The 26118-nt window shown below is 44.8% G+C and carries 26 protein-coding genes; 16 read left to right on the top strand and 10 right to left on the bottom strand.

From position 1 onward, the window contains the following. Nucleotides 1-219: 219 nt before the first annotated feature. The 7 genes from CVU62_09280 (at nucleotide 220) to CVU62_09310 (ending at nucleotide 6578) form a co-directional block, all read left to right on the top strand. Entirely contained in the window at nucleotides 220-945 is a 726-nt protein-coding gene (locus tag CVU62_09280; GenBank protein PKN37901.1) for a TetR/AcrR family transcriptional regulator, read from the top strand. A gap of 24 nt (nucleotides 946-969) precedes the next feature. Beyond that, nucleotides 970-2460 carry an aromatic ring hydroxylase gene (locus CVU62_09285; GenBank protein PKN37902.1) on the top strand — a complete coding sequence of 497 codons (1491 nt, stop codon included), beginning with the start codon at nucleotides 970-972 and terminating at the stop codon, nucleotides 2458-2460. Between the two features lie 230 nt (nucleotides 2461-2690). Then, nucleotides 2691-3485 carry a short-chain dehydrogenase gene (locus tag CVU62_09290; protein PKN37903.1) on the top strand — a complete coding sequence of 265 codons (795 nt, stop codon included), beginning with the start codon at nucleotides 2691-2693 and terminating at the stop codon, nucleotides 3483-3485. A 42-nt stretch (nucleotides 3486-3527) separates the two neighbouring features. After that, a complete protein-coding gene (locus CVU62_09295; GenBank protein PKN37904.1) occupies nucleotides 3528-3983 on the top strand; it encodes a CoA-binding protein in 456 nt (151 codons plus the stop codon). A 69-nt stretch (nucleotides 3984-4052) separates the two neighbouring features. After that, on the top strand, nucleotides 4053-5216 hold the full coding sequence (locus CVU62_09300) for a hypothetical protein (GenBank protein PKN37905.1): 1164 nt from the start codon (nucleotides 4053-4055) through the stop codon (nucleotides 5214-5216). Between the two features lie 2 nt (nucleotides 5217-5218). Beyond that, nucleotides 5219-5626 (top strand): hypothetical protein, encoded by a 408-nt coding sequence (locus CVU62_09305; GenBank protein PKN37906.1) that lies wholly within the window; start codon nucleotides 5219-5221, stop codon nucleotides 5624-5626. A gap of 412 nt (nucleotides 5627-6038) precedes the next feature. Beyond that, on the top strand, nucleotides 6039-6578 hold the full coding sequence (locus CVU62_09310; protein ID PKN37907.1) for a hydrolase: 540 nt from the start codon (nucleotides 6039-6041) through the stop codon (nucleotides 6576-6578). A gap of 41 nt (nucleotides 6579-6619) precedes the next feature. On the opposite strand, the gene CVU62_09315 is transcribed toward CVU62_09310, so the two are convergent. The 5 genes from CVU62_09315 to CVU62_09335 all read right to left on the bottom strand — a co-directional run bounded on the left by CVU62_09315 (nucleotide 6620) and on the right by CVU62_09335 (nucleotide 9517). After that, nucleotides 6620-7024: a hypothetical protein gene (locus tag CVU62_09315; GenBank protein PKN37908.1), complete on the bottom strand. Its 405-nt coding sequence runs from the start codon at nucleotides 7022-7024 to the stop codon at nucleotides 6620-6622. 89 nt (nucleotides 7025-7113) lie between these two features. Further along, nucleotides 7114-7428 (bottom strand): cupin, encoded by a 315-nt coding sequence (locus CVU62_09320; protein PKN37909.1) that lies wholly within the window; start codon nucleotides 7426-7428, stop codon nucleotides 7114-7116. A gap of 32 nt (nucleotides 7429-7460) precedes the next feature. Next, complete coding sequence (locus tag CVU62_09325; GenBank protein PKN37910.1) at nucleotides 7461-8432, bottom strand: hypothetical protein; 972 nt, start codon at nucleotides 8430-8432, stop codon at nucleotides 7461-7463. Nucleotides 8433-8481: 49 nt separating this feature from the next. Next, the gene (locus CVU62_09330) at nucleotides 8482-9018 is read right to left on the bottom strand and encodes a flavin reductase (protein ID PKN37911.1); all 537 of its coding nucleotides are present in this window, start codon (nucleotides 9016-9018) and stop codon (nucleotides 8482-8484) included. Between the two features lie 76 nt (nucleotides 9019-9094). Next, nucleotides 9095-9517, bottom strand: a complete 423-nt coding sequence (locus tag CVU62_09335) for a GNAT family N-acetyltransferase (protein PKN37912.1) — start codon at nucleotides 9515-9517, stop codon at nucleotides 9095-9097. Between the two features lie 563 nt (nucleotides 9518-10080). Here CVU62_09335 and CVU62_09340 point away from each other — a divergent pair. The 7 genes from CVU62_09340 to CVU62_09370 all read left to right on the top strand — a co-directional run bounded on the left by CVU62_09340 (nucleotide 10081) and on the right by CVU62_09370 (nucleotide 18530). After that, nucleotides 10081-11619, top strand: coding sequence for an MFS transporter (locus CVU62_09340; protein PKN37913.1), 1539 nt, complete (start codon nucleotides 10081-10083; stop codon nucleotides 11617-11619). A 97-nt stretch (nucleotides 11620-11716) separates the two neighbouring features. Beyond that, complete coding sequence (locus tag CVU62_09345) at nucleotides 11717-12286, top strand: hypothetical protein (protein ID PKN37914.1); 570 nt, start codon at nucleotides 11717-11719, stop codon at nucleotides 12284-12286. 68 nt (nucleotides 12287-12354) lie between these two features. Beyond that, entirely contained in the window at nucleotides 12355-12948 is a 594-nt protein-coding gene (locus CVU62_09350) for a hypothetical protein (protein ID PKN37915.1), read from the top strand. Nucleotides 12949-12999: 51 nt separating this feature from the next. After that, nucleotides 13000-13344, top strand: coding sequence for a hypothetical protein (locus CVU62_09355; GenBank protein ID PKN37916.1), 345 nt, complete (start codon nucleotides 13000-13002; stop codon nucleotides 13342-13344). A 57-nt stretch (nucleotides 13345-13401) separates the two neighbouring features. Continuing rightward, complete coding sequence (locus CVU62_09360; protein PKN37917.1) at nucleotides 13402-15435, top strand: hypothetical protein; 2034 nt, start codon at nucleotides 13402-13404, stop codon at nucleotides 15433-15435. 14 nt (nucleotides 15436-15449) lie between these two features. Then, entirely contained in the window at nucleotides 15450-16532 is a 1083-nt protein-coding gene (locus tag CVU62_09365; GenBank protein ID PKN37918.1) for a hypothetical protein, read from the top strand. 36 nt (nucleotides 16533-16568) lie between these two features. Beyond that, entirely contained in the window at nucleotides 16569-18530 is a 1962-nt protein-coding gene (locus CVU62_09370; GenBank protein PKN37919.1) for a hypothetical protein, read from the top strand. Nucleotides 18531-18652: 122 nt separating this feature from the next. Here CVU62_09370 and CVU62_09375 read toward each other — a convergent pair whose 3' ends face one another. Then, nucleotides 18653-19276, bottom strand: a complete 624-nt coding sequence (locus CVU62_09375; GenBank protein PKN37920.1) for a hypothetical protein — start codon at nucleotides 19274-19276, stop codon at nucleotides 18653-18655. Between the two features lie 213 nt (nucleotides 19277-19489). Further along, entirely contained in the window at nucleotides 19490-19999 is a 510-nt protein-coding gene (locus CVU62_09380) for a lipocalin (protein PKN37921.1), read from the bottom strand. An 81-nt stretch (nucleotides 20000-20080) separates the two neighbouring features. Between CVU62_09380 and CVU62_09385 the strand changes: the two genes are divergently transcribed. Together CVU62_09385 and CVU62_09390 are read left to right on the top strand one after the other, a co-directional pair. Next, nucleotides 20081-20464 carry a pyridoxamine 5'-phosphate oxidase gene (locus CVU62_09385; protein ID PKN37922.1) on the top strand — a complete coding sequence of 128 codons (384 nt, stop codon included), beginning with the start codon at nucleotides 20081-20083 and terminating at the stop codon, nucleotides 20462-20464. A gap of 59 nt (nucleotides 20465-20523) precedes the next feature. Continuing rightward, nucleotides 20524-21429, top strand: a complete 906-nt coding sequence (locus CVU62_09390) for a TIGR01777 family protein (GenBank protein PKN37923.1) — start codon at nucleotides 20524-20526, stop codon at nucleotides 21427-21429. Nucleotides 21430-21510: 81 nt separating this feature from the next. Here the strand turns inward: CVU62_09390 and CVU62_09395 are convergent, their stop codons facing one another. Genes CVU62_09395 through fdnG form a run of 3 tightly spaced genes read right to left on the bottom strand, consistent with a single transcriptional unit; the run spans nucleotide 21511 to nucleotide 26078 of the window. Continuing rightward, complete coding sequence (locus CVU62_09395; GenBank protein ID PKN37924.1) at nucleotides 21511-22155, bottom strand: formate dehydrogenase subunit gamma; 645 nt, start codon at nucleotides 22153-22155, stop codon at nucleotides 21511-21513. A 1-nt stretch (nucleotide 22156) separates the two neighbouring features. Continuing rightward, entirely contained in the window at nucleotides 22157-22960 is an 804-nt protein-coding gene (locus CVU62_09400; GenBank protein PKN37925.1) for a formate dehydrogenase subunit beta, read from the bottom strand. Between the two features lies 1 nt (nucleotide 22961). After that, complete coding sequence (gene fdnG / locus CVU62_09405) at nucleotides 22962-26078, bottom strand: formate dehydrogenase-N subunit alpha (GenBank protein PKN37926.1); 3117 nt, start codon at nucleotides 26076-26078, stop codon at nucleotides 22962-22964. Nucleotides 26079-26118 lie beyond the last annotated feature (40 nt).

The following is a 26118-nucleotide window of genomic DNA, read 5'->3' on the forward strand; positions in this document are numbered from 1 at the left end:
GATAATTTACAGGTGATCTTAAAACCCGTTTTCAAGATAATTTCGTTCTACAACCTTGTAATTATATAATCCTCTTAATTATTTTTCAATTTATCACCATTTTTATCAGCCATTCTAGCCATGTTTTACCTTGTAATATTATTTTATTTCATAGTCTGACTATGAAATAAAATAATTATTGACAGTGTGACTATGATAATGTATCTTATAACTATCTAGATGGAGGATATTATAATGACGGATAAGCACCGACCGAAGACCAGAAAAGACCGCATAATGGATGCCGCTCTGCGCATATTTGCCGAGAAAGGTTTTCAGAACGCGACGATAACTGAAATAAGCAAAGAGGCAGGAGTTTCTGAAGCCACAATCTATGAATATTTCGGCACGAAAGAAGATCTTCTTTTTGCCATTCCCGAAAAAATATCCAATGACACTTTCGAAGCATCATCAAAAGTCATCCCCTACATAAAAGGAATTGAAGGAAAGATAAGAGCTATTATGCTTTTCTATATTGAATTATATCAATCCAATCCCGATTATTCCGCTTTAGTGTTGCTTCAGCTTATGTCCAACAAACGATTCCGGCAGACACCGGCCCATGCGGCGATACGCCGTTCGTCACATGGTCTCCTGGACTGTATCAGAGCAGGAATCACAGACGGCACCTTTAAAAAAGACGCCAATCCTTATTTAATACGTTCCATGCTGATGGGAACCGTAGAACACTTATTCATTCACTGGCACATGCAGGGCAGGCCTAAGGGAAAAACGAGCATTGTCGATATGCTCGATCCTTTTATCGAAATTGTTTTTGACGGCATCAGAGCTAAAAAAGAAATTCCCGGCACAACTCTGTATCTGAAACTGGAGGATGTCAACGCGCTGGGGAAACTCATTCAAAAGAAAGAAGGAGGAACTTCCTCAAAGGATAAGAACAAATAACCATTATTCAAAAGAGGTACCGCTATGAGAACAAAAGAAGATTACATTAACGGTTTGAAAAAAATGAAACGCAACATTTATTATGACGGCCAATTGATCGACCGGACGGACGAGCTACAAATGGATTGTCTTAATACTATCGGCGTCACATACGATGAAGCGGCCAAGCCTGAAAATCAGGAACTTTGCACGGCAATTTCTCACCTGACTGGCGAACGCATTAATCGTTTCAATCACATCCATCAAAGTACAAAGGATCTGCATAACAAACAGGATATGACCAGAATGCTGTGTCAGAAAGTAGGCGGCTGTATCCAACGTTGCATGGGGATAGACGCTACTAATGCCATTTATAATGTCTCTTATGAAGCAGACAAGGCCAATAAAGGGGCTACTCAATACCATGAAAATTTCAAGAAATGGCTGACCCGCTTCCAGAAAGAAGACCTTGTCGGATGCTGTGCCCAGACGGATACCAAGGGTGACCGGATGCTGCGCCCCGCAGAGCAACCCAACCAATCGGCATATTTACGAATTAAAGAAAGGCGTAAGGATGGTATAATAGTTGAAGGCTGTAAATTACATATTTCGGAAGCTTCCGTAGCCGATGAGGTTCTGGTACTGCCTACCAGAGCACTACGGCCTGAAGATAAAGACTACGCGGTGGCCTTCGCTGTTCCGGGAGACTGGGATGGAATGAAGCAGGTCGTGACAATACATAACTACCGGCCTCGGGAACATTACAAACGCGGTTTCGTACCAGGCTATACAGATTCCTATCTGATTTTCGATAATTGTTTTGTGCCCTGGGAAAGAGTCTTCCTCGCTGGTGAAAATCTGATGGGTGGGGCATGTGCGCTTCTCTTCGCTCTATTCCACCGTCATTCTTACTCTGGCTGCAAACCGGCCATAGGCGATGTTATCCTGGGAGCGGCAGCTCTTGCCGCCGAGGTCAATAATATTCATAAAGAGTCCCATGTCCGGGAAAAGCTGGCGGAGATCATTATGACCATAGAACTGGGTTATGCCGCAGGTTACACGGCATCCGATCTGGGCAAACCTGAGTTGTACATTCCGGGAATGGGTTTTGTTCCATTCGGCCCCGGCTCCTATATTCCTCATTCAATTTACTGCAATGTCGGCCGCTGTCTCTCGGGCGAGGCAGTATATCGCGAAGCAGAAATAATTTGTGATATCGCGGGCGGTGTTGTCGCTACTTTCCCCCACGAAAAAGATTTCAGAAATCCGGAGACAGGAGAGCTTTTACTCAAATATACAAAGCGTAACCCCAAGATGTCGGCGGAAGACCAGGCCAACTTCTGGAGATTTCTGGGAGACGGACTCTGCTCGGCAACCGGAGGTATTACAAACGTCGGCAATTATCATGGAGGCGGCTCACCGGTTATGGAACAAATAGCAATTACCACACAATACGATATCGAATCCCGTAAAAAACTTGTAAAATACTTAGCCGGCATGAGCGGCGGAGACCGTGAAGTTTTCTGTAAAAAATGAACCTCAGAAAGCAAAATTTTCTGGCAAATATTATAATTAAATATTAGCATGAAATTAATATACATTTAAAAATTTGTTTTAAATGTCATTTCGAGAAGTTCCGACGTTTTGGAACGACGAGAAATCTTGATCTTTGTTAAATTAAGATTCCTCATCCCGATAAATCGGGATTTCGGAATGACACATTTTACATTACTCAAAACTCCAAAATTTCTAAGGAGAATAAAATTATGTTCGATATAGCCCAATTCTCATTAAAAGGAAAAGTGGCGGTAATTACCGGGGGCGGCCGCGGCATAGGTCAGGCGATAGCATTTGCTTTCGCGAAGGCCGGAGCCAAAGTGGTCGTTACCAGCCGCAAGGCGCAGGATCTGGAAGCAACGGCGGACGAAATCAAAGCTTTCGGCGGCGAGGCTTTTGCGCTCCCGGCTCATCTAGGTAAAACAGAAGAAATTAAAAAAATGATTGATGCCGTAATGGCACAGTACGGCAGGATTGATATTCTGGTCAACAATGCCGGCGCCAGTCCCGCCATGGGTTCCGTCCTCGAATGTGACGACCGCCTCTGGGATAAACTGATGGACATCAATTTGAAAGGCGCTTATTTCATCAGTCAGGCCGCAGCCAATATCATGGTCAAGCAGGGCGGTGGCAAGATAATTAATGTCGCTTCCGTGGATGGCCATAATCCTGAGCCGGGATTGAGTATCTATTCTATTTCCAAAGCCGGCATAAGAATGCTGACAAAAGCATTTGCCAGCGAACTTTTACGTTACAACATTCAGGTAAATACTATATCTCCCGGACCAATCAGCACCAAGATGATGAATTCCCACTGGGGACATCTGCCACCGGAAGAAGCTCAAAAAGTAAAGGAAGCTGTGGAGAAAGCACTGCCTTCCGGCCGTCTCGGCAATCCCGATGAAATCGCCGGTGCTGCTCTTTTTCTGGCATCGGATGCTTCCAGTTATACAACTGGATCCGAAATTTTGATTGATGGCGGTTTATTACTGGGCATTCATTAATCCGGCTAAGAAAAGAAATAACTTTTATAGTGTAGTTTTTTTATGGCAGAAAAACCGATTACTGAAAACAATAACTGTTTTATTCCCGAAGCTAATCCACGTGATGAAGAAATCGCTCTACTACTCAAAAACGCCCGAACGATCGCCATTGTTGGACTTTCCGATAGGCCAACCCGCGACAGCCATAGCGTTGCCCTGTATCTGATGGAAAAAGGATATCGGATCATTCCCGTAAATCCATCCTGCGCGGAGATACTGGGACAGAAATCGTATCCCGACCTTCTGTCAATAAAAGACAAAATCGACATTGTTGACATCTTCCGCAAGACTGAATTCATTCCGGAAATTATAGAAGAGGCGATACAAATCAAAGCGGGTGCCGTATGGATGCAACTCGGCCTTTTCCACGACCAGGCGGCACTAAAAGCACGGAAGGCAGGTTTGATGGTCATCCAGGCAAAATGCATTAAAATTGATCACGCAATGCTGTTAGGATAAAATGAGATACCGTTTTTAAACTGTACGCAGGTATTAAATCATACTAGAGGAAAAAAGAAGGAACGCACTATGAGCCTAAAGGATAAATATGCGATCGTTGGCGTGGGCTATACCCCGCAGGGCAAGATTCCGGGGAGAACCTCTTTGAGCTTCCACCTGGAGGCATGCGTAAACGCAATCGAAGATGCCGGCTTGAAAAAGAACGATATTGACGGATTGATATGTTACCGGCATTTCCCCGCGTCATCGGATGAAAATGATCTTACTCCCTTCGTGGTAGCCCAGCATCTGGGAATAGAGCCGAAATATCTTTACCAGGATGCAAACTGCTCGCGAAGTCATTTACAGAACGCTCTAAGCGCACTGGCGTCAGGCCTGTGCAATTACGTGATAATATCATTCGGCCACAATGCCCGATCCAGCGACTCGATGCTGACGATGCTCAACGAATTTACCGGAGATGATGCAGCGTTTGGCCATTTCGGAGCAACAGGCGGGTACGCCCTGGCGGCCCAAAGAGCAATGCATGAATATAAGACGGGCCCTGAGACATGGAAGCATATCGCCGTTGGTCAAAGGAAATGGGCGTGCCTGAACCCGGAGGCTATAATGTATGGCAAACCGCTTACCTTTGAAGATTACTTAAACTACAAGTGGTTCGTGGAACCGTTTCGCCTGCCGGATAACTGTCTCCTCAACGACGGAGGCAGAGCCATTGTATTGACTTCCCTCGAACGCGCCCGCGATCTCAAACACCCTCCCGCGGTCATCATGGGACTTGGCGGACACCATCCTTCGACGGACATCAAGTATTCCACATCAATGACCGGTCCAACCGGAGCAAAGAAAGCATCCGAGGACGCCTTCAAAATGGCTGGCATTACAATCAACGATGTGGATGCGTGTGAGATATACGACTGCTTCACCTACACGGTGGAGATCACGTTACAGGACTACGGCTTCTTCGCCCCGGGCGAAGGCGAGGACTGGTTTAAGGGCGGCACTATCGAGACCGGTGGCAGAATGCCGGTGAACACTTCGGGCGGACTCCTGTCCGAAGCATACTACATGGGCCTTACACCCTTGAGCGAAGCGGCAATGCAGATTATGGGCAGATGCGGGCAACGCCAGCTCGGCCCGCAGACGAAGACCAAGAGCCCGGAAATTATCTTATGCAGCGACAACGGCGGGATACTGCAATCACACTCGTGCTGCATTCTCAGGAGGTTATAATCATGGCATACAACAAACCCCTGCCTAAATTAAATCCCGATGTAAAGCCATTCTGGGACGGATGCAAAAACCATGAGCTCAGATTTCAGAAGTGTCAAACATGCGGCCATGTACTATGGCCACCCTCCATCATATGCCCGAAATGTTATAAGAGGGAAATCCAATGGATCATTGCCGGCGGTCATGGAACCATTTATACGTATGCCGTATATCACATCGCGTATCACGTCGGGTTTGCGAACGATCTCCCATATGTGGTTGCCATTGTGGAACTGGACGAAGGACCACACCTCCTGACGAACATCATCGATTGCAATCCTCAGGACATCAAATGCGGCATGGATGTGACAATTGCCTGGGATGACATAACACCGGAAGTAACTCTGCCTAAATTCAGACTTGGCCGATGAAATCACATGCGCTGCGGGGTACTATTTTGTCCGGTTAAAACCAATTGTCTGGCGAAGAAACTATGTCGCAATAATAAATATAACAATTTAATGTCCTCCGCTGGCGGAGGTGTCCCGATGAATCATCGGGACGGAGGTGGATAATATTCACGTAATGCGTAACTGGCCAAATTACGTATGTTTCAAAAACTTCCACCCCCTGCCCCCGCCAGCGGGGGACATTACTTATTACGCACAATCAATACATACAATTGCGACACAGTCTCTGCACCAGAATGACATAATTACTGGTTTTATACAATTTAGCAAAGCTTGTAAAAAATACTTGACGAATGCCCGTTTTTTCAGGAAATAATACTCCGCAAAAATTTACGCTCATTATTCCAACAGGATTTATAAGGAGAAAATCGACATGATCAATAGCACTGATGCGGTTTTTGTTATAGTGGACATTCAGGGCAGCCTGGCCCAGGTTATGTGCGACAAGGAAAATCTTTTTGCCAATACCGTTAAACTTATCAAGGGATTTAAAATTCTGAACCTGCCGGTTATCGTCACCGAACAAATCCCGCAGAAATTAGGGAAAACTTTACCTCAGATAGCCGCGGAACTTGAGGGCGTTAACCCGATAGCCAAAGAATCTTTCAGTTGCTGGGATGAAAATAATTTTAAAAATAATCTGGAAGTATTAAAACGACGGCATGTAATCCTGATTGGAATTGAATGCCACGTGTGTGTCTATCAAACCGCTCTTGATTTAATTTCCAACGGCTATACCGTTCATCTGGTTGCCGACGCGGTTTCCTCGCGCACACCGGAAAACCGTCAAATCGGAATAGACGCGATGAAAAACGCCGGAGCAAAAATAACATCAACAGAAATGGTTTTGTTTGAACTCCTGCGCACCGCTGCCGATCCGCGAGCCAAAGAGTTTTTCAAAATTGTAAAGTAAAAAAGTGGCGGTTATTGACTGGAGTTGCTTTTTACACGCAATTATTTTGATTTATTGTACTTATATATTTCTGAAATCAGCTCGCTTCGGTCAAAATATACTTCGTTGCGTTTTATTTTTCTTTGACTGTTGAACTGTACAAAGCAAACTCCTATACATTCGATTACTTTTTGACCGACAGGTATTTTTGCTAACCATTTATTTAGAAACCCGCCCTCCATGGGAATCGGTTCAATCTGAGTCCACACCCAATCAGGATTTTGAGAAAGTAATTTTTTGAAATACGAAAGGAGCTCTGTTTTTCCGTTAACACCGGATGGGATTGCCGGGTCAAGATAAAAGCAATCATCAGAATAAAATTCTGCCAATTTTTCAGGATTATTCCCCGTCCACGCGGGTAACCACTTTGAAGCGAATTCTTTAGCTTCTTCTTTGCTCATTATCATTACTTCACCTCCGTATTTAAAACATCTAACGCCAAAGCTTGGCAGATTCCCGTCGAATAATTTATCAGGTCATTTATGCCAGTGAACAATTACCAATAGTGAATTGCCAGCCAAATTGTAATATTTTCCGGGTCTGTCCAGGCAACTTTGTGTCTGGTGTGCGCAGAAATATTTAGATAATCACCTTTTTTAAGATTAACTTCGTTACCATTTTCGAAAAGAATTGACCCGGAGCCTTCCAAAACAATCACCCACTCGTTTTCCTTTTGATCATACCAACCCGTCTCCGGCGAAGTATGGCCCTTAGAAAAAATTCTTTCGATTTTTATATTTTTATGGCGAAGCAATTCTTCGAAAGACTCATGCTCTAATTTATCCGGCAATGAAGAAAATATATTTCCCATAGGTTGATGATCCTGTTTCTTCTGAGAATTATTTATATCAAACTTTTGATAGCATTAGATGCTTCCGTTGTGGCAAGTTCGATCAACCCAGCGCATTTGTCAGAAGATGATATATGCTTTTGAAAATCAGTCCAGCCGGGAAATTTCTTATCCGTAATGAAACTACATTCTATCGCCCCTGCTTTTTCTACAAATTTTTGAACGATTTTTTTACCTACACAAAATGGTTCGGGGAAACCAAAAGGTTTATCTATGAGCAGATTAACATGACCAACAACAAATGCTTTGATTGTTTTAAAATAATTTGAATCACGAATATTCATACCCAATACAAGATTTAGGCCTGCAATTGCTCCGACAAGAGCACCACAAACGCCTCCTTTATATCCCAAACCACCATCAAAAATAAAAGACAGCCGCTCCAGAAGAGGATCACCTATACCGGTGCGATTTTTTATCCCCTTCAAGACAGCCTGCGCGCAATGTATCGGCTCATTTTGTATTTGTTCCTTTTCCATACTCAATTCAGGCAATTCTTTCTTTTGGTAAGCACACAAGTGTTTCATTGCACCCCCGATATGCCACAAACACTTTCCTACTCTATCACCTGGTAAAAGGTAGCGTAATTGTCCTCCTGTGGTATAAAAATTGATACCGCTTCTTTCTCTACACAATGACGAACCATAATTATCTTCAAACCATTTGATGTATTCCCCGACCAAAGACATTACTCCCACCTCTGCTGTAATGCCTTTTTTCTGCAGGTCATCATCATACATAAGCGCAAGCCCCAAAGCACCGCCTGTTACTACTCCGCAGGTCGAACCGCTTGCCACGACACCACCTTCCAGTCCTGTGACGGCTTTCAGCACACGGTCTTCTCGCTTGTCTATCATATCCTGTAAAACTTCCTGAGAAGCCAGTGCGCAATTCAAATCTTTTAATAGGCAAAAAGAGCCTCTCCATCCCCAATACCCTTCCCTTTTTTCTACAGGCTTATTCATTAAATACCTCCAAACATTTCGCCTGGTGCAATTATAATACAGATTGGAGCTACTTCATCTTTGATTTTATTTTGATGGTTTTTCCGGCAACCATGAAGTCCTCTTTCCCTTGATGATGAATCGTTAGAGGTTCTTTCACGGCGGGATCAATCCAGGCCTTAACAACTTCAACGACAAAGAAACAGTATTTCTTGACCATGCTTGTGTCCACTACCCGACATTCAAAATTCGCGTAACATTCATCAATGAGCGGCGCTTTGACCTTTGCGGCAGGCTTGGGTGTGAGATTAAATATTTTGAACTTGTCTAGCTTAGCTCCGGATATATTGCCGCAGCCAACGACTTTTTCAGCTATGTTAACAGTAGGAATGTTAATCACACATTCTTTGATCGCCGTAAGCGGTCCGAAGGAATAATTTTGATCACTCATGACGAAGCCAATCAGCGGCGGTTCAAACTCCATCATCGTGTGCCAGGACATCGGCATGACATTCATCTTGCTAGCCCATGCAGTCGTGACCATGACAACCGGCCCCGACTCCAGCAGGCTGTATACTTTGGAAAGAGGAAGTGATTTCTTTGCCATTTTTAAAAACCTCCTTTCAATAGCGATTAAGATTTACAATCATTTTCCGTCTTTTTTGCCTTTTAACATATGTCGTTTACTCGGTGAATCCCCTGTCTTTCATCTGTTGGGCTTTCAGGAAAAGCGCCATGCCCGTTTTCATTTTCCTGAATCCCAATGTCTGATAAAATTCTTCCTTTCCCGGTGATGCATATAAAATAAAATTACAACTAGAAAGCTTATCCATAATCGTCTTTATGATGAGTGCCCCGATGCCCTGGGCCTGATATTCAGGAATGACCGCGACATCATAGATCGCCGCTTGAAAAACACCGTCGGAAATCGCCCGTCCGAAACCGATCAATTGATCTTCCCGATAGATAAACACGGAAACCTGACTATTCTCAAATGCTTTTTTGTGCGCGGCAGGTTCCGCATAAGCCATGCCCACGCGTTTCAGTGTTTCGGCTACAAACTGCCAATTAACATCCGCACAATCCAGTTTAATGTCCAATTCCATCAGAAATCTCCTTTGCCTTTTTTGGAGGAAAGAATTCCGGATATATAAAGCTTTAGACAAACGTGGAAGTCACCAGACAGAGCTAAAATAGAAACGTCTCCTTTTCCCATAAGAATGTCCATTCCACTCAACAACTTTTTTGTAGATGCCACGGGGATAATCATTAAATTTATCTGTGTGGAGCTATCCTCTCCGCTTCGTCCCGACAGAGTCGGAATTTAATTAACCAATTTCGATGTGCCTATCGTAACCCCATTGTGCCCCTAAGGGTATTTAGGTTATTTGCTTTGGAATTGGAGCTTCACTAATAACTTGAATCTGAGAATATGAAAATAATTTCACTAATAGAAGCATCTTTCATCATTATTTGTCAATATTTTTTAAAAGAACCGTAAAACTGGATGCCGGATCAAGTCCGGCATGAGACAGAGGAATGGATTTACGCTCCCCGATCAGGTCGAGGACAAGCTTCGCGGGAATTACATCTTAAGAAAACGAATTGTCAAACTGCACGTTTTTGTTTATATTGTTACGGCATAAGGACGAGCTTTTGAGGAGAAAGAATGACAACTGAAAACACCACTGGTCAGTACAGATTCTGGGGAGAGACAACCGCTTTTCTTGCCCTTTTTCTCGACAATGTCGGGACACTGATATTTTTCAGCGCTATCCTTGTCTTCACTTTCAACTATCCGGCAGATATTATCCTGACACGCATGATTCCCGGCACAGCCGTAGGAATTTGCATAGGCGATCTTGTTTACACTTGGCTTGCGCTTCGTTTGAGAAAAAAAACAGGGCGTACCGATGTGACGGCGATGCCTCTGGGAATTGACACTCCTTCAACAATCGGCATTGCCTACGCCGTCATGGGCCCGGCTTATGTCGCCACACATGATGCGCAACTCACCTGGCACATCGGCATGGCCACTCTTTTTATGATCGGCACGGTTAAAATAATCACTTCTTTTTTCGGCGGATGGGTTCAGCGCATCATTCCCACCGCGGGACTTTTGGGTCCACTGGCCGGAATCGGGCTTTTGCTACTCGGATTTCTGCCAATGATCGAACTATTTAACGAGGCCATTGTCGGCATGGTGGCGCTGGGGTTAATCTTTACAGCACTCATGAGCAAGATGCAACTGCCGGGAAAGCTGCCCGGGGTTTTGGCGGCTGTAGTTCTTGGCACGGGCATTCATTTTGTACTGGGCTATGGTGGATACCTGCCGGAGTTTACCGCACCAACACTGCAAATGACTTTTTCAATGCCTGCATTTTCCATTGATTTTATCAAAACGCTGCCGCACAGCATCCAGTATCTGACCATCGCTATTCCCTTCGGCATTCTGACGATCATCGGCGGTATCAACAATACGGAAAGTGCCCGTCTGGCCGGTGATGACTACCGCACCAGAGACATTCTGCTCACGGAGGCATTTTCATCATTGATCGCGGCATTCTTCGGCGGAGTGGCACAAACTACGCCCTATATCGGCCATCCGGCATACAAAAAAATGGGCGCAACCTGGTGGTACACATTGCTGACCGGATTGCTGATAGGCATCTGCTCCGTGATTGGACTGCTTTCACTTTTTGTCAGTCTCATACCGCGGGCGGTTATCGCGCCTATTTTCATCTTTATCGGTTTTGAAATCATGCGGCAGGCGTACAATGATTCGCCACCAAAACATTCTCCGGCGGTAAGTTTGAGTATCCTGCCCGTTATCGCCTCTCTTGTGCTGATAATTCTAGGCCAGTTCATGGGAGCGATGGGTACCACACCGGATAAGCTTCCTGTGCGTTTGCAAACCATGCATCAAACACTGACGATGCTCAGCAACGGATTTATCATCACCGGGCTTCTCTGGGGAAGTATGCTGGCTTTTTTGATTGACCACCAAGCGCGGTTGGCAGCTCTTTGCGCCGCAGTCTGCGCCATACTCACACTCTTTGGCATAATCCATTCCATAATGCCGACCGGCGAATTGTATCTGCCATGGATGATTACATCACACACCCATTACATGACGGCTGCGGCGTATTTTGCTCTTTCGGGCATCCTGCTTTTATTGACCGGAAAACAAAATGAATCAACGTTGTAAGTGGGCTATATTTCCTTGACATAAAAGTTCGGACTTCCTATAGTTACACTCATGCCGATGCAACGCTTCGTCGGAAAAAACTACAAGGAGAAAAAATATGTCTTCAAAACATTATATTGGGGTATATTTGTTTGCACTTTGCTTTATCCTGATTTCTTCTATCTCCCATGCCGAACAAAGATCAACAGGCAACATTGGAATAATCAAACCAACCGTTGCTGCAGGTAAACAGGAATTAAAACCTCTGCAACAAACTTTAATAGCAAGTCAATATGCAATGCCTAATATATATCAATTGCTACTTTTAACTATTGACAACGTGTATGCAGCAAAAAATGAATTGCAAAGTGCCGTAGGCACAGGTTATTTACCCGCAGGTATTGATGATGAATTGCGCAGTTACTATAAGCCTCATATCAAGAATTGCCTGGCGAAAAGCTATTCGGTTCAGGACCAGCAGGCTGCCGGCTGTGCCGGAACTGACACGGTCAACCACTGTATGGATAAATTATATAAATATTGCATTGGTTCTTATAAGGGAGGCAGCGGCAACAAGGAAAACTTTATAAAAAAATTTAAGACGGCACTTGAGCGTTCAAATGATATAAATGCGAAAAGCAAAAATTATTCCAACCAGTTGCAGACACTTTTGAATAATATGCCGTAAAAAATGAGTCAACTATGCGTAAACAATAAGTACATTATCAAAATTGAAGATAAGGAGGATGCGAAAAGATGAAAAAAATAAATGCTAAGGCAGGTGTTTTATTTTTCTTGATGCCCGTTCTATTTTTAAATTTACTTACTGCCTCCTCATATGCTGAACAACGGGCTATAGGACCGAAACAAATTCAAAGCTCAGCTCCGGCAACCGGAACACAGGCCATCAGACCTTTGCAGCAACCTCTCATGCTACAAGGGTCATTGCCTCCTTTTGTCTGTTCTTCTACAGTTGGTGCGATAAACGATGTTATAAAAACAGCTCAAACGGAAGTGCCCACGGCGGTACAGGCATACACTAACCAGGGATTCGTTGATTTTCAGGGAACTTCGGAAAATACGGCAGGCATTTACAGAAACTATGTGCAGGACTGTTGCTCACCAAACAAAAGCTTTACGGTGCAGGACCAACAAAATGCGGGATGTTTGAATAGTGATAACGTAAAACTTTGCATGGAAAAGGTAATAAAACATTGCATCAGTCAATACCCGCAGAAGAACTCTCTTAAAGCCATGTTATTTAATTCTCGGGACAAGGCTAATAAAGTCAGTGCCAAAACGAAACAGCTGCACGAAAATATAAACCGGCTATATGATATGATCCCGTAATGCGGGATAAAAATAAGATCCACCTGATAAACGAAAGGAGGTAAAATAGAGATGAAAAAATTCTTTGCGATGGTAGGTGTTTTGTTTTTCCTGGTATCAGTATTATTTTTCGTTCCGTGCAAAGGTTTTGCGATTAATCCGCAACCGGAACCACCCGGTGATAAAGCTAAATCCATCATTGTCGTTAATGAGTCCTACATAGGAACAATCATAAAAATTGAAGGCAACAAGATTACAGTCCGCAATGAAACAGGAATGGAAAAAATAATCACAGGAAATTTCACCGGCCTAAAAATCGGCGGCAAGGTAAAGGTAACGACAAGAGACGGCCGGACATGGCTCAACCCTCAGCCCGAACCGCCACTGCCTGCCAAGGCAAAACCTTTAACCAAATAAGGTTTAGCTTTTTTAAATAAGTTTAATTTTTAATTACATTATGGGGGATATTGCCTGATGGCCCAAAAGTTAATGAATTGGTTTTGTGTCATTTTCGTTATTATATGCTTCCTCACGCCGGCTTTTGCTTTGGCAGAGGAATGCATCGTTGTCACCTCCCCCATTGAAAACACCGTGATTATTGGAAAGCGCCCGGAAGTCAAAGGTGTCTTTCGCTGTACCCTGACTCCCGGATCGTATGTTGTCATGCTCGATGGAGTCGATGTAACACAGCTCATGGATGTAACCGCTGAAGGATTTACTTACCGGCCAGAAATGCTCGTAACTACGGGTAGTCACTCGCTGTCCGTCAGTTATACGGGCGCGGACAATTTGCCGCATCAATTTGCCGTTAATTTCAGCATCCGCCATTCGGAAAAGTTCGGCGAAATTTACTCCAAGAATGATGTATCTCTTCTATACGAAGGCGCACTGGTAAGAAAAGACAGCGCAGCCGATGCAGCCGCACCGATATATACGGAAGGTCAAAACGTTGCCCCTTCAACAACGGCAACTTATCCAAGCTCTAAAATCGAAGGAAATCTGGCATCGGAAAGCAGGGTAAAAGAAGGGCCGTGGAATGTCGCTTTCACAACTAATGTGCGATACTTCGATCAGGATATCCCTGTAATGGATCCGTTGAAAAAAGGGCTTACCGTTGCCAACTGGCTGTTCACAGGTAACTACGAAAAGGATCGTGTCAAAATGAAGCTCAGCGCGGGGGATGTCATGATAAATGAAACCCCGTATACGATATCCGGTTTTTCCAGAAAAGGAACCATGTTCAATGGTGAAGCTGGTCCGGTTTATGCCAATGTTTTCAGCGCCCGCAGTGCACAGACCTTCGGCGTCGACGGCGGTATCGGCATCGGCGATGTGAGTGAAGATCACATATTCGGCGCCTCCGCCGGCGTCAAGCTTTTTGAAAATAAAGTTGATGTCCGGACAATTTATGTGACCGGAACAGATCCGTCTGCGGCGGGACTTCCCGCTTCCATAACGCCGCCATCCGAACAGCCAAATGTATACGGAAACTCAACAACCACAGGAAACAAACAAGGAGATGTCGTTGGTTTTCTGCTGACTACAGATTTTTTACAGAATCGTCTCAGGACGGAGATGGAGGCCGACTTTACGCGATACGATCCGGATATCGCCGATGAGTTTGACAAAAGAAGCTCCTCCGCCTACAGGGCTAAAATTGGCGGCGCCATCAACTGGTTTACTTATGATGCGTTATACGAATATATCGGGAAATACTACGGTGTCGTCGGGAATCCTTCGCTGGCAAAAGACAGACAGGGCTTCAGTCTGCAAAGCGGCATCAACCTGTCAGATCAGAATCTCAATGTTATGGCATCCCGCTATTCGGATAACGTCGATTCGGATCCTCTCTTTCCGGAAATCGTCAGCACCCAGGGAAGCATCTCTTATCAGTTCAACAAGATTCCCTACGTTCCTATGGGATTAACATATCAAAAAATTATTCAGGAAAGCTCAAAGGAACCCGTTGGCAGTACGCGTATGGATATGAACACCGATACCTATTCGGCCAGAATTGGTTTCACTAAGGGCAGCTTTACGGTCAATTTTGCGCCGTCTTATTCGCTAATCAACGACAAGACACCAGCGGATGCTGATATGACAAACATTTCTTATGCCGCAACGGCGGCCTACGCCCTGCCTAATCTTTCCATTGCTCCGGCATTCTCCTGGACTAAAACACGTAATCATGCAACGAATGTCTGGACAGACACCTTTGTCTATAATCTCGACTTTCGCTCACGCTTTTTCCACGACAGAATCTCCTTTGACGCCGGCGGCACTTATACGGCATCAACAGCGGATAACAATTCTGTGGACAGTGGAACTTGGAACGCGCGGGCAGCCGTATCTTACCGGCTCAATGATCACCTGAAAACATTTGTCAAACCTGCGGTGGGATTGCGTTTGAGCTATCTGAAAACGGACGATAAAATAAATGCGGGAATGGATAAAGACGAATTTAGTTTGTTTGTTGTTCTGGAAGCAGCAATGCCCATTATATTTTAAACGGAGGAATTTTTATGAAAAAACTTATCTTAGCCCTTCTTGTCTTGATACTGACCGGACTCCTCGCTCCCTCTTTTTCTCAGGCAACCGTTATTGTAATACCTTCTTCCGTTAATGTTGTCCGGGGTCAGAGCAATACAGTTGTATTTACCTATCAATTTTCCGGCTATGTCATAGGAACCGGCACTCTGACTTCAAGCCAGGGCATATTCTTCACTCCTGATACCACTATCGGATATAATAATCTGCCCCTGACAGTAACGATCAGCGGCACTGTCGGAACGATTTCAGAAACCGTTGTTATTCCCGTGAATATTATGGAGAAGGCGCTGCAAAGGGGTACAGCACAATTCTTTTACCGGCGAGTTTTTACGGGCATGATAGGCACGGATACGGCAACAATCAATCTCACTGTTACGGGAGAAGCAGGAGGAACGCTGGGCATAAGACGCATTTCAGTATATTTCGGAAACGGCAGGGCCGAAACTACCGTAATGAAATATGCAAGCGATTTAAAGGCCTATGCGGATATCAGATACAATGGTTCCGGCCTTTTGAAAGGCTATTGGGAAGTTGACGGCCGGCTTCTGTCATACGTCAGCCAACCTCTGCCCGCCGGTCAGCAAATTACTTTGGCCACACCGGACATTCCGGCGCTGCCAACCTTTGAAACCGGGACGCACACGTTGCGCTTTGTCATAACCAACCCTGAACCAGGCCAGGGGATTCCTTTGCCAGTTCTGGTATATTTCGTAACAACAGATGAAGCTGCCGTAAAACAAGCCGGATTGACTTTAAAAGCTCCCGCCGAAGCAGCAGAAGTACCTTATGCATCGCTGAAATACGAATGGCAGTTAATCCGCGCAGAAGTTTACCTGATTCAGTTTTTTGAAGCACTGGAAACAAAACGTGTTTTTTCCGCTTACACAAAAAAAGGTTTCTATCAGCTACCGCAGCTGGTACTTAAAAAGAATTTTGAACCCGGAAAATCTTACTATTGGCGAATTACGGCCTTTGATAAGGAACGTCGTAAAATAGGCGAAAGCAAAACCGGTAGTTTCCGTTTTTCGTCGACTGCCGCAAACGCCGGCAAATAACGAGATAAAAACATAAATCAAGAGGAGTAACAAAGAATGAAAAATAAAAACTATATCATTATTTTAATCATGGCCGTTATAGTGACTGTCTGGTCAGTTAGTCAAATGACACAAATAACATGGGCGGTCGAACCGGCGACTCCTCTTGTGAGCACTTACGGAATCGTAGACAGCACTTCGACCACAGCCAACCTTAAGGGAACTTACAGACCATATAAACTCCAGATAGACAATGCTTACTTTGAATACGGCACGAGTACAAGCTACGGATCCCAGATATCGCCGTACAGGGAATGCAAAGTAACCGCTTCGGGCGAAGTCTGTGAAGCCACCGGCCAGATTACCAATCTTACACCGCAGCAGACTTACCATGTCCGTCTTGTCGTCAAATACTACGACAATGTGTGGAAAAAATGGTCTTTGGCATACGGCGAAGACAGGACATTCTCCACGCATATTCCCCCCAAAGCAACGACAAACGAGGCGACGGATGTTACCTCCACCTCGGCAGTGCTCCACGGAACGGCAAATCCCAATGGCAACAGCACCGATGCCTATTTCCGTTACATGCCATATTGTGTCATGTGCAATCCTTCCGGAATTGCTGTCGGTCAGAACATCGGTTCAGGCAACAGCCCGGTAACGCTGAACATCAAAGTTACCGGATTGACACCGGGAACCAGATACATGTATCGTCTGCGCGCATCCAACCAGCAGGGAGGAGAATCATTAGGCGAATATAAAATGTTTTTCACACCATCCAAACCGACTGTAAAAACATTTGACGCATCCGACATTAAAACGCATGGGGCAACACTCAGAGGTACAGTCAATCCTTCCGGACTCGACACAATGTACTACTTTGAATATGGAGAAACCGCATCCTACGGAATAAAGAAATCCCAGGTTTACGCCGGAAAAGGCAGCGATGTTGTGTCTGCTTCACTACCATTGACGAATAGCTTCTCTCCGGGCAAGCTTTATCACTATCGGATTGTGGCAAGCAATACACTGGGCGTAAGCTACGGTGAAGACAAAACCTTTACCACAGAAAAACTCATTGCACCTACCGCCACAACCGGAGGCGCAACGGACATAACCCTGAGCACCGCTACGCTTAACGGCGTAGTCAATCCGCATAACGACCAAACTATGTGGCACTTTGAATACCGGAAAGCCGGTGCAGAATGGAAAAAGACGGACAATGTCGGCGTCGCTGTGGCAAACGACTGGAATATCACTGCCAAAATTTTCAGTCTGGACGCAGACACCACATATTCTTATAAACTCGTTGCCGTAAATGGCGCCGGAACAACAACAGGTGAGGAAAAAACATTTAAGACAGTGGCGGTTGCCCTTCCTACGGTGACTACGGGCGGTGTAAAGAACATAACCAAATCATCCGCGACCCTCATGGGAACAATCAATCCAAATGATACGCCGACATCTTACTGGTTCTGGTACGGAATATCACCGCAAAATATGTACCATACACCAGGTCAGGTAGGATTGACGGGAAAGAATGATATACAGGTTTCCGCAGACCTCATCAGCCTGGCTCCCAATACAACTTATTATTATCGACTCTCGGCAAACAACGTAAAAGGAGCTGTTCAGGGGGAGAATAAAACATTCAATACAGCAGCAATAACCAAAGCGCCCATCGTTATTACAGGCCACTCAAGGAATGTTACGGCTTCGTCAGCCACCATCGGAGGAACGGTTAATCCGAACGGAATGGCTACCTCATATTATTTTGAGTATGGTATTTCCCCGGCCTTTGGGGGCAAGGTTCCTTTGACGCCGCAATCGGCGGGCAGCGGGACAAGCGCCGTTAACGTTACAACTCCTCTGGCGGGATTGAATGCAAACACGACCTATTATTACCGGCTTGTTGCAGTCAACAGCGACGGAACCAGCAATGGGGCAAATATGACTTTCAAGACGGCATCCGGCATGTTAATCAAAGTACCGACTTCGCCGGCAATACGCAAATAATGGGATCCTTTTTTTCGTTTCTTAATTAAGAAACATTGTTCACAAAACAAGACTGCATTTAAACAAAAAGACCCCTGAAAAAAATTCAGAGGTCTTTTTTTATATACTTTTACTGATTAAGATTACTGCGTAGAAACCGTCATCTCAAATGTCTGAGATAAAAGATTGTTGGTCGTATTGCAATCAAGAGACTTCGGCTGACTTGATGTTCCAAGAAGACCTTTTGCATCGCGAACAAAAAATTCAAACAGTAGTTTTACTTGTTTTTCGTTTGGCTTGGGAGCAGCAATGGGTGGTTTGAAACCCCACTGAAGAACTTTATCCCGCGTATATGTTTGTGTAAAGGACATGCACTGATTACTATTTAAAACCGGCCCTACTGTCTGCGTGAAAAATTTTGTTTCACCGGAAGCCGGATAACTGAACTGCGGACCATATCCGGTATATACATTAAAATGCGCTTCCAGATTGTTGCCGGGCTGATTATAATTGCCGGGCCCACTGTTGCATACCTGGCCGGTCATGGTAAATGTCGCAACATTGCCGGATAACGTTTTTGTGACATTGAAATTTCTTACAGTTGGGTCTTTGCAAATTTCCAGAGTGGTTACAGGCGGCTGAATTGTCTTCATGTCTTTGACAGTGCTCGGCACTGTTTTTCTGTCTACCGCAAAAGAGACAGATGAAAAAACAATAAGAAGAATTGCTGTTAGAAGTACAGATAAGACTTTACTTTTTTGTTTCATTTTACCCTCCATAACTCATTGAGATTTTACAAGGAGGCAAACATTCTTTTTAGTAAGATATTGCTTTCTTGTAGGTTAAATACAGTTTGATCTTTGTCTAATGGGAACTTGCTTTTTGCGTAAGAAGTATAGAAAGGCGGTTTTCGTTTGTCAATTTATATTTTGGATCGAAAAGAAACAGCCGGCTATGTTATAGTTTAGCATATCCGGGTTCTAGTTTTGCACATATATTAATTTCCCCGTATCAAATCCCAGCGCGGCAGCTTTATCCACCAGGCGTTTCTTTAAATCATCATTTATTTTGGGATTGCGCGCCAGAAGCCAAAAATACGACTTATCCGGACCGCATATCAAAGCATATGAATAATTATCCTGATCCAAATCAAAGACGACATACGATCCATAAAAAGGACCGAAGAAAGAAACTTTCAGAAATCCCTGATCTTTACGGTCAACGAAATAGCCTTTTCCTTCAGCTTCTTTCCATTTATTTTCCTTTTTCGAATAACCTCTATTGACAACCCTTATTCCGCCGTCGGGTCGCAGGCTATACTCGGCACTTACAGAGGTAAGTCCCCTTTCAAAGGAATGGTCAAGCCGCGCGATTTCGTACCACTTGCCCAGGTATCGCTCGATGTTAAAATTATCCACCGGCTTTATATTTTCAGGTACACTGACACATGCGGCCAAAAACAGGACCAGGACTATAAATATTTTTTTCATTTTTTCTTTGTCCTTTTTCTTTACAATCGTTTGAATCTGCCTTATTTTACCGGAAAATGGTTGGAATTTAAAGGAGGAAATATGAAGCTTGACGAATATTTCGAAAACATCAGCGGCGTCGGTGTTCTTTCCACCGCCGATGACCAAGGAAAGGTTAACGCGGCCATTTATGGAAGACCCCATTTTATGGATGAAAATACAGTTGCCTTTATCGCCTCCGATAGACTTACTCACGCCAATCTGAAAAAAAATCCCTCCGCGATATATCTCTTTAAAGAGGAAAGTTCTTATAAAGGATGCCGGCTTTATCTGACAAAAACACACGAAGAAAAAGACAGTCCGTTGATTGAAAAAATCCGCCGCAAGAAATATAAAGGACCCGGATACAAAAACAATACGGAATCCAAATTCCTTATTTATTTCAAAGTGGACAAAGTATTGCCGCTAATCGGTGATGGTAAATAAACCATCTGCAATTAATACCGTCTTGCATTTAACTCTTTTTTGACAAAAGGAGACTTATTATGAATATTTTCATGACGGGTGGCACAGGGTTTGTCGGAACATATCTTACCAAAAGGATGATTTCAGAAGGACACAAAGTTACAATTCTTACACAATCATCAGGCGATGCGACTCTGAAAATGACTGGCCTCATCTATCTGTACGGCAATCCAACAATTAAAGGAAAGTGGCAGGATGCGGTTGGAGAACATGATGTAATCATAAATCTGGCGGGAGCGTCCATCTTCAGCCGCTGGACTCCTGAACAAAAAAAGATTCTACGGGAAAGCCGCATCGAAACAACCCGCAATCTGGTTTCGGCCTTGCCAGACAATGCGAAAAACATAACATTTTTCAGCACTTCAGCTGTGGGCTATTACGGTTTTCATGCAGATGAAGAATTGACCGAAAACATGCCGGCAGGCGATGATTTTCTGGCAAAACTTGCTTACGACTGGGAGCAGGAGGCTCTCAACGCACAGGCAAAAGGAACACGGGTTGTCATCACGCGCTTCGGCATTGTATTGGGGAAAAACGGCGGAGCACTCGGTCAAATGATTCCGTTGTTCAAGTTCTTTCTGGGCGGCCCATTGGGTAGCGGGAAGCAGTGGTTTTCCTGGGTACACATGGAAGATTTAGCTCAGGCATTTAGTTTTTTGCTCAAACACCCTGAAATAAACGGTGCAGTGAATCTTTGTTCGCCAAAGCCTGTTCGCAATGCTGATTTGGGAAAAGCTATCGGCAAAGTTTTACATCGGCCATCTTTTATGCCCTCGCCCGGTTTTATGATTAAGTTGATTCTCGGAGAATTCGGTTCCGTCTTGTTAAAAGGGCAGCGCGTAATTCCCCGCCGTCTGCTCGATGCCGGATTTAAATTTAGATATCCGAATATTGAAGAAGCATTGAGGGGCATAATTCTGAATTAGGAAAGTACAACTAATAAAAAAAGAGGCTTAAAGAATCTTTTCTCCAAGCCTCTTAAAATTTATTTTTAATTTAAACTTATCTTACTTTTTTATAATCAGCGTTCCTTCATGCTCCATCTCTTTATACCATTTCGGATGAAGCATCCTTAAAACAGGTTTCTCCATATAGCCGCTGATCATTGCCGAAACACTACCGGGATTACCGATGGTACCCAGATAAAGGTGAACAAAGAAGAAAGCAAAGATAACCATAAATCCAAATACATGCAGCGTGTAGACCCAGTCCATAAGATTTGCGCCGAAAGGAAATTTCTCCGGATACCACATGAAAAAACCCGTGCCAATCATCAACAATCCAAATAACGCTACAGTCAGGAAAAACATCTTCTGACCAGGATTGTATTTGCCCGTCTCGGGTACATGATCCAGGTGCCATAAATATCCGCCCGCTGCTTTTATCCATTCCCAGTCCTCAGGAAATACAAATATACCAGCTTCTTTCCACCACATCAGTATCGCCAGAACCAGGCCTACAGCAAATACTACGGCAGTAACATCATGAACTGTCTTCAATCCGCCGACTCCGCCAAATATAACACCTAATACATTAAGCTCTCTGTACATCATACCTAATCCGGTGTAACATAAAAGAAGGCAGGATATGGCCATAAGCCAGTGTACAAATCTCTCATATAATGAAGTAACTTTAACCAGTTCTTTTTTCATACTATGCACCTCCCTGCTTCTTGTCTTGATCATAATGCTCCGGATGAGGTCTATGCGGACCATGTATAAAGTAATGGAGTAACGAACCGCCCACTACACCGCCCGCGGCTAATAGACTCAGGGGCTTGAGCAGGGTTTTCCACAGCGTGACAGATTGCGGAACTTTCGGATCTTTATGGATTCCCTCGTAAATGTCAGCTTTTTCTTTCAAAACGTACATCATGTGCGTTCCGCCGACAAATTTATCACCGTAAATATTGGCATCGCTTCCTAAATACTGAACACGCCCTTCGGCAATTTTCATGGCTTCATCCTTATCAGCCCATTTGAGAGCGCCGGTAGGGCAAGCCTTGACACAGGCCGGAGGCAATTTATTGGTGATTCTGCTTTCGCACATGTCGCATTTGTAAACCTTTTCCGTCTTTTTGTCGTACTTGGGAACTTCAAACGGACAAGCCGAAACACATTCTTTGCAACCGATGCATTTTTCTCTGTCCATGCCCACTGTGCCGAATTCTTTATTGTAATGAAGAGCACCGCTGGGGCAAACCGTCACGCAGGCCGCGTTAGTGCAGTGCATGCAGGCCTCTTTGCGGAACAGCCATCTTACATCGCCTTCCGGAGCAACATAATCCTGAAAATGAATAATCATATATGTGTTTGTCTGCAAAGCAGGCGGATTTTGATAAGTGCCGGTATGTTGAGTCTGACCGGCTTTTAGTCCGTTCCACTGCTTGCAGGCCAGTTGACAGCCACGGCATGCCGTACATTTCGAAGCATCGTATAATTTAATTTTCTCTGACATTTTACTTCACCCCCTTCTTCACAACATTAGCCATGAAAGCTTTGCTCTCCGGTATCATGGTGTTGGCATCACCGATGGTCGGCGTCAAAAGGTTGGCCGCATCGCCGGTGGTGAATACTTCAGCTTTCTTGTCGCCGGGATCGTATTTTCGGTCTTTGGTTGTAATCCAACCGAAATGCCAAGGTATGCCGATTTCATGGATTTCATTGCCATCAATATTAAAAGGCTTAAAGCGAGGGGTAACAATGGCCGTACACTCCACCTCGCCCCGCGCTGAACTTACAGTACATTTATCACCGGCTTTAATATTTCTCTGTTTAGCCAATTCTTCGCTTATTTCTACGAACATACCGGGCTGCATTTCCGCCAGCCATGGACACCAGCGGGTGAGAACACCCGTCTGCCAGTGCTCGCTGACTCGGTAAGTCGAACAAATGAAGGGGAAGCGAGGATCGCAGGTTCCGACGCCGGAATACACATCCATATCGGATCCGACGCCTTTCTTATCAAACCGTTTAATGGCCGGATTATTTTTCTGCGGAGACATTAAATTTCTTTCTACGGGGCATTCCAACGGTTCGTAATGCTCGGGGAAAGGACCATCAGCCAAGCCCGGACCATAAATACTCGCCACGCCATCCGGCTTCATAATAAACGGCGGCCTGCCTTTGCCGGGATTGCCGACACCGTCAGGAACATCACCCTTCCATTTTTCTTCTTTCGCATCCCACGTGATAACAGCTCGGCTGGAATCCCAGGGCTTGCCGCTCGGATCAACGGAAGCTCCGTTGTAAATGATGCGGCGATTCAGAGGCCAGCACCAGGCCCATTCGGAATAAAGTCCCAGACCTGTTGGATCGGCCTGTCCGCGGCGCATGGGCAGAATTCCTTTTTCCTTGTCTACGGAACCGCAATAGACCCAGCAACCTGATGAAGTGGAACCGTCATTCTGCAACCAGGCAAAAGTGGGAACCAAATCACCTTTCTTGAATTCCTTGAACTCGCCCTTCTTGGTCGGATTTTCTATCTTTTTGTCTTCCAGGAAGTAGCCATTGATTTCTTTGGCCACCGTACGCGGTTCATATACGAATTCATGGCCGACATGCTTTCCATAAGGCCAGGTCAGTTTTGTTACGGCCACTGCATTAGGACCGCCCTGTTTTGAATAAAGGTTTCTTACCTTGAAGAAAAGTTCGCTCATGATATCGCCGTCAGGTTTGGAATCCCCATAAAACGGGATGGCTTTATAACGCCACTGCTGCAGACGTCCGCTGTTGGCGATACTGCCTTCTTTCTCAACGGAGGAAGCGCAGGGCAGCATGAAAACTTCGGTCTTGATTTTGGTCGGATCCATTCCCGGGCCGCGCCAGAATGAGCCGGTTTCGTTATCAAAAAGATTGACGTTGACCATCCAATCCACTTTACCAAGAGCCTGACGCACTTTGTTGGAATGAGCGCCGCTGCATGCGGGATTCATACCCCAGGCAAAGAAACCGGTGAATTTATTCTTGTACATCTGATCGAAAATCTGCAACCATGAATAATTCACGCCATCATCAACTTTGGGTAGTGAATTATAAGCCTCGTCGAGAGTCATATTCGTTCCATACATGGAACGCAGGAAACTGGCGACATATTTAGGCTTATTCTTCCACCAGTTAAGAGAGTCTTTTTCTTTTGTTTTGGGCGTCTGTTTATCATTATAGGTTGCCAGATCCTTCAGAGAACCTGTCGGAGTGTTCAGATAGCCGGGCCAGATGTGGAAGAGCAGACCATGGTCAGTGGAACCCTGAACGTTGGATTCGCCGCGCATTGCCGCAATACCGCCGCCCGCGATACCCATATTACCCAGAAGCAACTGAATAATGCACATCGTTCTGATGTTCTGCACGCCTACTGTATGCTGTGTCCAACCCATCGCGTAGAGTTCAACTCCCGCTTTGTTAGGCTTGCCGGTTGAACCATAAAGTTTGTAAACTTCAGTTAGTTTATCTTTGGGTGTTCCGGTAATCCGGGAAACAAGTTCCGGAGTATAACGGGAATAGTGTTTCTTCAAAAGCTGGAAAACACAATTGGGATCTTTGAGTGTTTTGTCTTTCTTGATCACACCGTCGGCATCCAACTGATAACCCCAGGTATCTTTTTCATACTTGCCGTCTTTCAGGCCGGAAAAAACACCGTTATTTTGTCCTGGAAGTTTCATCGCCGGATTAACCAGGAATGATGCGTTGGTGTAATTAAGAACATACTCAAGATGAAAGAGTTGTTTGTCTAAAATATATTTAATCATGCCGCCCAGGAAAGCGATATCGGTTCCTGAACGAAGAGGAGCATAAAGGTGCGCTTTGGATGCTGATTGCGTGAAGCGGGGATCAACGCAGATTATCTTTGCTCCGCGCTTATCAACAGCTTCCTGAATCCATTTGAATGATACAGGGTGATTGGAAGCCGGATTGCTTCCCATAATCAAAATTACGTCACTGTTTTTAAAATCATTCCAGTGATTGGTCATTGCGCCGCGTCCGAACGACTCTGCCAGAGCCGGTACAGTTGGACTGTGTCAGATACGGGCCTGATGTTCAATATAGACCAGACCCAACCCCCTTAAGAATTTTTGGTACGTGTAGCATTCTTCAAGATCCATTGCCGCGCTTCCGACAGAAGCAATGCCTTCAGTGCGATTAACAACTTCGCCTTTTTCGTTTTTTACCTTGAAGCTGGCATCACGGCTTTTCTTGATGTTTTTGGCAATCTTATCTAACGCCCATTCCCATTCGACTTCTTTCCATTCCTTGGCGAAAGGCGCCCTGTAAAGAGGTTTACCTAAACGGTTTTCATTGACGGCCATCTGGTAGATCGAACCGCCTTTACTGCACAGGGCTCCCCTGTTAATGGGACTATCAGGATCACCTTCTGTGTTGATAACCTTGCCGTCACGTACGGATACTATGATGCTGCATCCCACGGAACAATACGGACAAACGGTGGTGGTTTCTTTAGCATATTTGATTTTCAGTTCCTGAGCGTGCGCTGATATGGGCTTAAGACTAATCCCCAAACCACTGACCGCCGCAATAGCACCGGAAATCTTCAAGAAACCTCTTCGGCTGACGTTCATTGATGATAATCTCCTTTCCTCAAAATTTACACTTTATGCT

This window comes from Deltaproteobacteria bacterium HGW-Deltaproteobacteria-2 (genome assembly GCA_002840505.1).
GTDB lineage: Bacteria > Desulfobacterota > Syntrophia > Syntrophales > Smithellaceae > Smithella.

Coding starts and splice junctions, on each gene's coding strand:
- CVU62_09280 (PKN37901.1), top strand. CDS start 220: ATGGAGGATATTATAATGACGGATAAGCACCGACCGAAGACCAGAAAA.
- CVU62_09285 (PKN37902.1), top strand. CDS start 970: ATGAGAACAAAAGAAGATTACATTAACGGTTTGAAAAAAATGAAACGC.
- CVU62_09290 (PKN37903.1), top strand. CDS start 2,691: ATGTTCGATATAGCCCAATTCTCATTAAAAGGAAAAGTGGCGGTAATT.
- CVU62_09295 (PKN37904.1), top strand. CDS start 3,528: ATGGCAGAAAAACCGATTACTGAAAACAATAACTGTTTTATTCCCGAA.
- CVU62_09300 (PKN37905.1), top strand. CDS start 4,053: ATGAGCCTAAAGGATAAATATGCGATCGTTGGCGTGGGCTATACCCCG.
- CVU62_09305 (PKN37906.1), top strand. CDS start 5,219: ATGGCATACAACAAACCCCTGCCTAAATTAAATCCCGATGTAAAGCCA.
- CVU62_09310 (PKN37907.1), top strand. CDS start 6,039: ATGATCAATAGCACTGATGCGGTTTTTGTTATAGTGGACATTCAGGGC.
- CVU62_09315 (PKN37908.1), bottom strand. CDS start 7,024: ATGATAATGAGCAAAGAAGAAGCTAAAGAATTCGCTTCAAAGTGGTTA.
- CVU62_09320 (PKN37909.1), bottom strand. CDS start 7,428: ATGGGAAATATATTTTCTTCATTGCCGGATAAATTAGAGCATGAGTCT.
- CVU62_09325 (PKN37910.1), bottom strand. CDS start 8,432: ATGAATAAGCCTGTAGAAAAAAGGGAAGGGTATTGGGGATGGAGAGGC.
- CVU62_09330 (PKN37911.1), bottom strand. CDS start 9,018: ATGGCAAAGAAATCACTTCCTCTTTCCAAAGTATACAGCCTGCTGGAG.
- CVU62_09335 (PKN37912.1), bottom strand. CDS start 9,517: ATGGAATTGGACATTAAACTGGATTGTGCGGATGTTAATTGGCAGTTT.
- CVU62_09340 (PKN37913.1), top strand. CDS start 10,081: ATGACAACTGAAAACACCACTGGTCAGTACAGATTCTGGGGAGAGACA.
- CVU62_09345 (PKN37914.1), top strand. CDS start 11,717: ATGTCTTCAAAACATTATATTGGGGTATATTTGTTTGCACTTTGCTTT.
- CVU62_09350 (PKN37915.1), top strand. CDS start 12,355: ATGAAAAAAATAAATGCTAAGGCAGGTGTTTTATTTTTCTTGATGCCC.
- CVU62_09355 (PKN37916.1), top strand. CDS start 13,000: ATGAAAAAATTCTTTGCGATGGTAGGTGTTTTGTTTTTCCTGGTATCA.
- CVU62_09360 (PKN37917.1), top strand. CDS start 13,402: ATGGCCCAAAAGTTAATGAATTGGTTTTGTGTCATTTTCGTTATTATA.
- CVU62_09365 (PKN37918.1), top strand. CDS start 15,450: ATGAAAAAACTTATCTTAGCCCTTCTTGTCTTGATACTGACCGGACTC.
- CVU62_09370 (PKN37919.1), top strand. CDS start 16,569: ATGAAAAATAAAAACTATATCATTATTTTAATCATGGCCGTTATAGTG.
- CVU62_09375 (PKN37920.1), bottom strand. CDS start 19,276: ATGAAACAAAAAAGTAAAGTCTTATCTGTACTTCTAACAGCAATTCTT.
- CVU62_09380 (PKN37921.1), bottom strand. CDS start 19,999: ATGAAAAAAATATTTATAGTCCTGGTCCTGTTTTTGGCCGCATGTGTC.
- CVU62_09385 (PKN37922.1), top strand. CDS start 20,081: ATGAAGCTTGACGAATATTTCGAAAACATCAGCGGCGTCGGTGTTCTT.
- CVU62_09390 (PKN37923.1), top strand. CDS start 20,524: ATGAATATTTTCATGACGGGTGGCACAGGGTTTGTCGGAACATATCTT.
- CVU62_09395 (PKN37924.1), bottom strand. CDS start 22,155: ATGAAAAAAGAACTGGTTAAAGTTACTTCATTATATGAGAGATTTGTA.
- CVU62_09400 (PKN37925.1), bottom strand. CDS start 22,960: ATGTCAGAGAAAATTAAATTATACGATGCTTCGAAATGTACGGCATGC.